The sequence below is a fragment of the Bradyrhizobium sp. 192 genome (genome assembly GCF_023100965.1).
GTDB classification, from domain to species: Bacteria; Pseudomonadota; Alphaproteobacteria; order Rhizobiales; family Xanthobacteraceae; genus Bradyrhizobium; species Bradyrhizobium symbiodeficiens.
Map to the genome: position 1 here is coordinate 5,558,020 of NZ_CP064690.1, position 9,184 is coordinate 5,567,203.

A 9,184-nucleotide genomic window follows, 5' to 3' on the forward strand; every position below is an offset into this window, starting at 1 on the left:
ACATAAGCCGTAAAGCCACTGCGCAGGGAAGGCCGGGCTGTCCTGGCTACACCTGTATGCCGCTGTGCAGCTTCTCGTTACGCAGAATTCGCACAGTGGACCGCGGGTGCCAGCCGGCGCCCGGTCTTCCCTGCGCCCTCTCCATTCAAGAGGGCGAAGAGATCAAGCAAAGCTCGGGCGAAATGCGCCGCGAGGCTGATCAATCATGCGTGTCGTTGAACAAAGGTCTCGTGCCCCCTCCCCAACCCTCTTGCATCGGCGACGGGCCTTGTAACAAAACGGTCATGCAGCGAAACTAAACGAACCTGGGGACCGCGGGTTGCGGCCCCGGGGGCCGCGGGTTGCGGCCGAGCCGCCTTCGCAGGGAGATTTCGATGCGCCGTTCACTGGTGTTGCTGTCCGCCGGACTGACAGTGCTATCCACCGGATTTGCTTCCGCCCAGAACAACACGCCGCGCAATCTGATCCTGTTCATTCCGGACGGTCTGCGCGCGCTGAAGGTCACGCCCGAAACGGCGCCCGCCATGGCCGAAATCCGCGACAAGGGCGTCAACTTCAAGAATTCGCACTCGCTGTTCCCGACCTTCACCATGGCCAACGGGTCGGCGATGTCGACTGGTCATTATCTCGGCGACACCGGGGTGTTCTCCAACACGATCTGGACCAGCTACACCTCGGCTCCGGCCGGCAACACCGTGGTCCCCTTCATCGAGAACGACGCCGTGCTCGGCGACATCGACGAGCATTTTGGGGGTAACTACATCAACGAGGACACCATCCTGAAGCTGGCCCGCGACAAGGGCCTCAGCACCGCCGCGATCGGCAAGGTCGGCCCGACCTATCAGTTCGACCACACCGACAAGCCCGAGAAGACCGGCCTGCACTCCGTCGTGTTCGACGATTCCACCGGCGGCAAGAACGGCGTGGCACTGTCGGACGAGGTGAAGGACGCGCTGACCAAGGCGGGCCTGCCCCTCGCCACGCCGCCGCGCGGCGACAATTCCAAGGCGGGCGATGCCAAGACACCCGGCACCATCGTCGCCAACGTCGCGCAGCAGGCCTATTTCGCCGACGTCGCCGCCAAGGTGGTGCTGCCGATGTTCAAGGCGCGCAACAAGCCGTTCGTGCTGGTGTTCTGGTCGCGCGACCCCGATGGAAGCCAGCACAACACCGGCGACAGCCTCAACCAGATCCTGCCCGGCATCAATGGTCCGACCTCGATGGCCGGCATCAAGAACGCCGACACCAACCTCGCCGAGATCCGCAAGGCGCTGGACGAGCTCGGGCTTGCGGGCACCACCAACATCATCGTCTCGGCCGATCACGGCTTCTCGACCATCTCGAAGGAAAGCAAGACGAGCCCCGCGGCCAAGGTCAGCTATGATGACACGCCGAAGGACTTCCTGCCGATGGGCTTCCTGGCGCTCGACCTCGCCAAGGCGCTCGACCTGCCGCTGTTCGACCCCAACGACAAGAATGCGAAGATCGAGGGCAACAAGCATCCCAGGGCCGGCAACGGCGTGCTCGGCAAGAATCCGGAAAAGCCCGACCTCGTCGTCGCCACCAATGGCGGCTCTGACCTCGTCTATCTCCCGAACAAGGACAAGCAGCTGGCGGCCAAGACCATCAAGGCACTGCTCGCGCAGGACTACGTCTCCGGCCTGTTCGTCGAGGACTCGCTCGGCCGCTTCCCCGGCACCCTGCCGCTGTCGAGCATCAATCTGCGCGGCAAGGCGGCGACGCCGACGCCGTCGATCGTCGTCAACTTCCGCTCCTATGCCAGCAATTGCGGCGAGGCACCGACCAATTGCTCGGTGCAGGTCGCCGACACCGTGCTGCGCCAGGGCCAGGGCATGCATGGCAGCTTCAGCCGCGGCGACACCATGAACTTCATGGCGGCGATCGGCCCGGACTTCAAAGCCGGCTATGTCAGCGCGATCCCGGTCAGCAATGCCGATGTCGGCATGACGGCCGCCCGGCTGATGGGACTGCGCGCCTCGGAGAAGGGAGACCTGGTCGGCCGCGTGATGTCGGAGGCCATGCCCAACGGCACCGTGCCGAAGGCCTATGCCGGCACGATGAAATCCAAGCCTGCCGAGGGCGGTCTGACCACCGTGCTGAATTTCCAGCGCGTCGGCAGCCAGCGCTATTTCGACGCCGCCGGCTTCCCGGGCCGCACGCTCGGGCTCGAGGCGGAAGCCGGCAAACAAAAAACGGCGGGGAAATAACCCCGCCGCTTTCGCTCGCGCCCCGCACGGGGCGCGAGAATATCCCGGTTGTTACATGCCCGGATCTTTACATTCCAATGTCGAACACGTTCGGCAATTGGCCCGCCAGGGGCAGCGCGGTGGCGCCGAGGAAGGTCGCCACCATCGCCATCAGGCGGCGGTTGTTGTGGCGCTTGCCGCGCATCTGGCCCGCGATCCACTCCAGCATCTCGCTGTTGACCTTGGAGGCATAGGACGGCGCCCAGCTCTCGATGTCGGTGTCGGCCGACAGCGCGACGCTGCGCGGCGGCACTTTCAGGCCCGAGGCGCTTGCGGCATAGTGCGCAACCGCCTTGGCGAGCAGATCGTCGAAGCGGCCGCCATCGGTGCGTTCGGTGGCGGCTTCGTTGATCTCGAACAGGACCTCGGCCTCGGCGCGGCTGACCGGCTGGTCGTTGACGGCGGTGGCGGTCAGGATGCGCGTGCACCAGGCGGTGTCGTCGGCATCGAGCGAGCGGGAGAAATGAACCCTTCCCTTTGTGGTCGGGCCTTCGCCCGTGATCACACCATCGCGCACGATGGAGAGTGCATGAGCCGCGGTGTCGCGGCAGGACGGTTCGAGGGACGACGGTTCGACAGATTTAGGCGCAGCGGCGGACATAGTTCACTTCCAGATTTCTTCTGACCGGTCAGCATTTTCATGCCGACGTAAAGGGGTGGTTAACGATTCGATACGGGAGTCGCGACTTTTCGAGATGGTTGCCAATTGGTCGCTGTCAGGACCTCTTAGGTTCTAGGACGCGCCGGGCGAGCGTGATGGAAGTCATAAAAGGCATTATCGGGGCGAGCGAGACCGTGTGACCCCGGATGGGGATGTTTCGCCGCAGGTGCTGCTGTAACAATAAGTTGCTAGGAAATCGGCCCTTCAAGCAAGGAATTCACATTTTACTTGAAGCGGTTCAGTTGGCGTTCACTTGGGCCCGCAAGGCCCCTATACTGGGATCGACGGCAGAAACGAATTATCCAGTCAATTCAATGTGATGAGGTAAAATCATGACACTTCCGATCGGCGCCACCGCACCCGACTTCGAGGCCGAGACCACCGAGGGGAAGATCAAGTTTCACGACTGGATCGGCAACAGCTGGGCGCTGCTGTTCTCGCACCCGAAGGACTTCACGCCGGTGTGCACGACCGAGCTCGGCGCGCTCGCCAGGCTGAAGCCGGAATTCGACAAGCGCGGCGTCAAGCTGATGGGCCTTTCGGTCGACCCGGTCGATCGTCATGCCAAATGGTCGGAGGACATCAAGGAGACGCAAGGGGCGGCTCCGAACTTTCCGATGATTGCCGATACCGATTACAACGTCTCGAAGCTGTACGGCATGCTGCCGGCCGCGATCTCGGGCGATCCCCTCGTCCGCACCGCCGCCGACAACCAGACGGTCCGCAACGTCTTCGTCATCGGCCCCGACAAGAAGGTCAAGCTGGTGCTGGTCTATCCGATGACCACGGGCCGGAACTTCCAGGAGATCCTGCGGGTCATCGACTCGCTCCAGCTCACCGCCAAGCATCGCGTCGCGACGCCGGCCGACTGGGCGCAGGGCGACGACGTCATCATCGCGGGCTCGGTCTCCAACGATGAGGCCAAGACGATCTATCCGCAGGGCTGGAAAGAGCCGAAGCCCTACATCCGCATCGTGCCGCAGCCAAAATAAAGACCTGCCCGTTGCGCCAGTGAACGATCCGACATCCCCGGAGCACGCCAGGCGCGTCCTCCGGGGGCAACCGGGGCATGAAACTTCGCGGCGGTGTCCCGTATATTGAGGACCCGCCCCGCGAGACCCATCCCCGATCATGCCCACTCCACAGCCGGTCATCGTCTGGTTCCGCGATGACCTTCGCGTGTCCGACCATCCCGCCCTCCACGCCGCCGCCAAAACCGGCTCGCCGGTGATCTGCCTTTATGTGCTGGACGATACAGCCGGACGGCCGTCCGGCGCGGCTGCGCGCTGGTGGCTGGCGCAGTCGTTGCGGGCGCTCGGCGCCGAAATTGCTGCGCGCGGTGGATCGCTGGTCCTGCGCAAGGGACCGGCGGCCAAGGTCGTCGCTGAGCTCGCACGCGAAAGCGGCGCCTGCGCCGTCCACTGGAATGAGATAGCGCAAGCGCCCCATCAGGCGGTTGAGCGGCAGCTCGAAGCGGCGCTGGCAAGGCTCGGCATCAATTCGCAAATCTTCCCCGGCGATCTCCTGGTCCAGCCCTCGGCAATCCGTAACAAGGAAGGCCGGGCCTTGCGCGTATTCACGCCGTTCTGGCGGCGGGTGTTGTCGCTCGGCGATCCGCCAAAGCCGCTGCCTGCGCCGAAAGAGCTGCGCCCTGCGCCGAGGCTTGCGAGCGATGCGCTGGAGAGCTGGAAGCTCGAGCCGACCAGGCCGGATTGGGCGGGCGGTCTCCGCGAGACATGGAGCCCGGGCGAAACCTCCGCGCGGGCACGCCTGCGCGACTTTCTCAAGCGCACCGCGCGCGTCTATGTCGGCGACCGCGACCGCCCGGACCGCGAGGGCACCTCGAGCCTGTCACCGCATCTGCGGTTCGGCGAGCTCAGCCCGCGCCAGGTCTGGCATGCGGCGCGGTTCGCGGCGGCGGAAGAGCCGGCCCTCGGGCCCGGCATCGAGAAGTTCCTGAGCGAGCTCGGCTGGCGCGAGTTCTGCCGTCACCTGCTGCACGACCATCCCAACCTCGCCACCGAGAACCTGCAAACGAACTTCGACGGCTTCCCGTGGAAAGGCGACAAGACCGCGCTCGCCGCCTGGCAGCGCGGGCATACCGGGTACCCCATCGTCGATGCCGGCCTGCGCGAGCTCTGGCACTCCGGCGTGATGCACAACCGGGTGCGGATGGTGGTGGCGTCGTTCCTGGTCAAGCACTTGCTGATCGACTGGCGCGATGGCGAGAGCTGGTTCTGGGACACGCTGGTCGATGCGGATGCCGGCAGCAATCCCGCCAATTGGCAGTGGGTCGCCGGCTGCGGCGCCGACGCCGCGCCCTATTTCCGCGTGTTCAACCCGCAACTCCAGGGCGAGAAGTTCGATCCGGATGGAACCTACGTTCGGCGCTGGGTGCCGGAGTTGAAGGACATGCCAACCAAGCTGATCCACCAGCCGTGGCAGGCCACGCCGATCGAGCTTGCGAGCGCCGGCATCACGCTCGGCAAGACCTATCCGCAGCCGATCGTCGATCATGCCAGGGGACGCGAGCGTGCGCTCGCCGCCTACGCAAAGATCCGCAGAAGTTGAGCGCTGCTTTGACACAAATTCGAAACCGGATATCGTCATCGCTCCGTACAAACCGTGGGGGACGATATGGACGACGACAAGCCGATCACCGAACAGGCGATGGAGACGATCACCAGCGCCGTGGAAGCGACCAAGGACGCGGCGATCACCGCCGTCAAGAAGGTCAGGAAAGCCGCCAAGAAGGTCGCGAAGAAAGTAGCGCCGAAGAAGGCTTCGAAGAAGAAGGCCTCGAAGAAGAGCTCGAAGAAGGCTGCAAAGAAGTCGTCGAAGAAAGCGGCCAAGAAGGTGACCAAGAAAACTGCGAAGAAGTCCGCGAAGAAGACCGTCAAGAAGTCCGGCAAGAAAGCCGCCAAGTCGAAAAAGAAGGCCGGCAAGGCCAAGCGCTGATCGCAACGCGCGAGCAGGTCTCCGGGTGCGGGCGCGCCCGGAGACCTGCTCCCGGGATACCCTGCCCTCACGGCTTGGATGCGCGCCGGCCCGGATGGTGCTTCACGTCAGGGATGGATTCCGTCGCCTACGAGCGCCGGTTGACCACGAACACGGCGGCTGCGCACATCCCCATTCCGGCAATCGCCAGCGCGTCGAGCTTCTCTCCGAACAGCAAATAAGCCATCAGCGCGGTCACCGCAGGCACCAGATAGAACAGGCTCGCGACCGACGTCGCCGCGGCGTGGCGGATCAGCCAGTACAGCAGCCCGATCGATCCGATCGAGAGCGCGACCGCGAGCCAGCCGAGCGCGAGCACGAACTCCCGCGTCCAATGCACCACGCGGTCTTCGAACAGGAAGGCGCCGATCGCGAAGAAGACGGTGACGGCGACATATTGCACGAGATTGCCGGCGCGCCAGTCGATCTGGTTGCAGTAGCGGCGCTGATAGAGCGTGCCGAGCGTGATGCTGATCAGCGAGACCACCGAGGCGAGCCAGCCGAGCCCGGCTTCACCCGTCATGGGACGGTTGTGCAGGATCATGACCACGCCGCCGAGGCCGAGCACGAGCCCGGCCCATTGCACCGGCGTTACCTTCTCGCCGAGCCAGCGGTTGGCGATGGTCGAGGTCAGGATCGGCTGCAGGCCGGGAATTAGCGCCGAGAGCCCGGCCGGAATCGAATGCGCGATCGCGATCGCGGTGCCGCCGAGATAGAAGCCGTGCACGAGAATGCCGGCGACAGCGCTGTGCGCGATGCCGGTTCGATCAGGCCATTTCGGCCGCGCGATCGCAGCGATCATCGCCATCAGGCCGACCACGATCGCCATCCGGATGGCGAGATAGGTCAAGGGATCGGCATTGTTGACGACGTATTTGGTGCCGATGAATCCGGTGCTCCAGAGCAGGACGAACAGGATCGGCGCAATGCGGGCGGTCAGGGCTTCTTGATTATGGTTCATTGCCGCCCTCATTGCCCCACCAGGGGCTATGCGGCAATGCGAATTTCGCCCGAGACGATGCTGCGCTGCGACGGACGATGCGGCTCAGTTCAGCCGCTCACCATTCGTCCGGACAGGGATTGATGATCTTCCAGAGCTCGACGCCGTTCTTGATTTTCTTCATGTCGGTGGTGAGCCCGCCATTGCGGCGGATCCAGTCCTTCACCGTATCCGGATAGTAGGACATCAAGTCGGACGTGCCTTCCGAGCTCGTGACCTTGATGCCGAAGGTGAAGGCCTTGTCGTAATAAGCCTGATGAAAGCCGAGGCTGGCGCGGGGCGTCACGCAGATCTTGTTCATCGGCACGATGCCGAGCACCAGCGTGCAGGCCGAATTGCAGATGCCGTCGATGATGACGCGCTCGCCCTTCTCGCGGACGCGCTTGTACTTGGTCTTGTATTCCTCGACATAGCCCCCGTGGTCCCGGGTGATATGCAGCTCGGCCCGCGCCGGCGTGGCGGCGGCGAGGCAGAGCAACAGCAGGCTCAGAAGCGTGATGCGCATGGCGGCGTGACGGCGAAGCCTTCAGGAATGGACCGGCCTCGAAGGGAGCCCCAAAAGCCGGCGGCAGGATTTTTAACCGAATAGTCTTTGGTCATACTTGTGTGGGGAATCCGTTAAGCATCCCGAAAAGGCCAAAAATGGGCAGGCTTCGGCCGCATCTCCGGCAATTCTGTCACACCCACCCGGGAATCTGCGGGATTGGCCCGGATTTGCCGGTGCCGGACGGGTGCCCCGGGCGTCCGAAGTAGCTATAGATGACTGACCATTACGCGGGTTCCGGAGAATCAAGATGAGCAAGTTGACGCTTGTAGCCGCGGTTGCTGCCCTGTCGGCCGCAATCCTAGCCCCTGGCCTCGCGGAGGCGCGGGGACATCACCGGTACCACCGATCTTACGCCAATCCGCTGCCCTACCCGATCAGCTATGTGCACAATTACGGCCCCGGCATCACCCCCGGCACATTCGCCTTCTATGATGGCCCGTCGACCAACCATTGCTACCAGAGCGCGGCCGCCTATGTCGGCCAGGACCGCCGCCGGCACCCCTGCTATTGAGGGACGCTACCGCGTCCCCGGGGACGCCGGCACGGTCTCTGCGAGGGTGCCACTTATTCGGCGGCGCCCGACAGCAGCAATTGCTTCTCGATCTCGTAGACCGGCAGCTTGACGAGATCCTTGCCGACCTCGCCCCGCAGCGCCTTGCGCATGACGTCGGAGTAATCGGCGCGGATCATGCCGAGCGCGCGCGGTGAGGCCACCATGGTCAGGGCCGTGGTCTCGCCGGAGCTGACGGCGGCATCGAGCCGGCCGGCCAGGCTTCGCAGGAAGGCGCGCTCGGCCTCGTCGTGCCAATCGGTCTGTTCGACCGAGCTGCGGGCGCCGCCGGCCGCGGCGTGCAATCGCCCCGGCGCGTCGCTCCCTTGAGCGCTGGTCGAGGGATTGGGCTGCTCGTGCACCTCCCTGGTGTGAAGGTTCGGAAACATCTCGTCGCCGAGGTTTTCCAGAATGAGCGCCTTGCGCCCATCGCACACGACCAGCCAGTCGCCCTTGTCTAGTCTCATCTTGTCCATTGCACAGCTCCAAGCAACCTGTGAGCCAGCCCTTCGAATTCGTCGAAGCACCGGCCACCTGACAAGACTACGAACGATGCATCGACGGCGAATTGCGCAGGATCAAGAACGCATCGGATGTCCTGTGGGACAAGTGCCGCGCATGCACAGCCTTGGTCACTCGCTCGAACCTGGGCTACTCGGGCAGGGTTGAGGTCGGATCTGCGGCGGACCGGCTGAAGATTTGTTCATCAGCATTACATTTCGGTTCCGCCACAATTTGATCCGAACAAGTTCGATATCCTGGATCGCGTAAGCAGAGGAAGACTTCATGAATCTCAAGATCGGCCTCGTCGCCGCAGCCCTGTCCGGCGCCATGTTTGGTGCTTTGGCGGCGTCGCCGGCGGCGTCCGCCATGCCCATCGCGCCCCCGCCTGCGACGCCGCAGGCCTCCGGCATCGAGCAGGTCCGCATGGTCTGCGACGCCTGGGGACGCTGCTTTTGGCGCCCGAACTACTATGGGTATTACGCGCCCCGGCCGTATTACGGCCCCCGGTATTATGCGCCGCGCTATTACGGTTACGGTCCACGCTATTATGGCCCGCGCTATCGCCGCTGGTGACATCTGAAGGGGCCCCCGACAGGCCCCTTCGCTATTGCGAGATACTTCCTTGCACGGTCATCGCCGTCCTGGAGCGTCCAAAACT

Annotated in this window: 10 protein-coding genes; 6 read left to right on the forward strand and 4 right to left on the reverse strand. The window is 64.0% G+C overall.

Going from position 1 to position 9,184, the window contains the following annotated elements; translation table 11 throughout:
• The first annotated feature begins 374 nt into the window (after positions 1–374).
• Positions 375–2,228 carry an alkaline phosphatase family protein gene (locus IVB24_RS25840; RefSeq protein WP_247769507.1) on the forward strand — a complete coding sequence of 618 codons (1,854 nt, stop codon included), beginning with the start codon at positions 375–377 and terminating at the stop codon, positions 2,226–2,228.
• A gap of 67 nt (positions 2,229–2,295) precedes the next feature.
• Here the strand turns inward: IVB24_RS25840 and IVB24_RS25845 are convergent, their stop codons facing one another.
• On the reverse strand, positions 2,296–2,868 hold the full coding sequence (locus tag IVB24_RS25845; protein ID WP_094971941.1) for a hypothetical protein: 573 nt from the start codon (positions 2,866–2,868) through the stop codon (positions 2,296–2,298).
• Between the two features lie 392 nt (positions 2,869–3,260).
• Between IVB24_RS25845 and IVB24_RS25850 the strand changes: the two genes are divergently transcribed.
• The 3 genes from IVB24_RS25850 (at position 3,261) to IVB24_RS25860 (ending at position 5,886) form a co-directional block, all read left to right on the forward strand.
• Positions 3,261–3,920, forward strand: coding sequence for a peroxiredoxin (locus IVB24_RS25850; RefSeq protein ID WP_094971942.1), 660 nt, complete (start codon positions 3,261–3,263; stop codon positions 3,918–3,920).
• 139 nt (positions 3,921–4,059) lie between these two features.
• Positions 4,060–5,499, forward strand: a complete 1,440-nt coding sequence (locus IVB24_RS25855) for a deoxyribodipyrimidine photo-lyase (protein ID WP_247769508.1) — start codon at positions 4,060–4,062, stop codon at positions 5,497–5,499.
• Positions 5,500–5,565: 66 nt separating this feature from the next.
• Positions 5,566–5,886: a histone gene (locus tag IVB24_RS25860; RefSeq protein WP_162406577.1), complete on the forward strand. Its 321-nt coding sequence runs from the start codon at positions 5,566–5,568 to the stop codon at positions 5,884–5,886.
• A 127-nt stretch (positions 5,887–6,013) separates the two neighbouring features.
• On the opposite strand, the gene IVB24_RS25865 is transcribed toward IVB24_RS25860, so the two are convergent.
• Together IVB24_RS25865 and IVB24_RS25870 are read right to left on the reverse strand one after the other, a co-directional pair.
• Entirely contained in the window at positions 6,014–6,886 is an 873-nt protein-coding gene (locus IVB24_RS25865; protein ID WP_166469029.1) for a DMT family transporter, read from the reverse strand.
• 97 nt (positions 6,887–6,983) lie between these two features.
• A complete protein-coding gene (locus IVB24_RS25870; RefSeq protein WP_094971946.1) occupies positions 6,984–7,430 on the reverse strand; it encodes a hypothetical protein in 447 nt (148 codons plus the stop codon).
• A gap of 289 nt (positions 7,431–7,719) precedes the next feature.
• On the opposite strand from IVB24_RS25870, the gene IVB24_RS25875 reads away from it, so the two are divergent.
• A complete protein-coding gene (locus IVB24_RS25875; protein WP_094971947.1) occupies positions 7,720–7,983 on the forward strand; it encodes a hypothetical protein in 264 nt (87 codons plus the stop codon).
• Positions 7,984–8,036: 53 nt separating this feature from the next.
• Here the strand turns inward: IVB24_RS25875 and IVB24_RS25880 are convergent, their stop codons facing one another.
• Positions 8,037–8,498 carry a host attachment protein gene (locus IVB24_RS25880; RefSeq protein ID WP_094971948.1) on the reverse strand — a complete coding sequence of 154 codons (462 nt, stop codon included), beginning with the start codon at positions 8,496–8,498 and terminating at the stop codon, positions 8,037–8,039.
• A 310-nt stretch (positions 8,499–8,808) separates the two neighbouring features.
• Here IVB24_RS25880 and IVB24_RS25885 point away from each other — a divergent pair, with 310 nt between their 5' ends.
• Positions 8,809–9,099: a hypothetical protein gene (locus tag IVB24_RS25885; RefSeq protein WP_247769509.1), complete on the forward strand. Its 291-nt coding sequence runs from the start codon at positions 8,809–8,811 to the stop codon at positions 9,097–9,099.
• Positions 9,100–9,184: the final 85 nt, after the last annotated feature.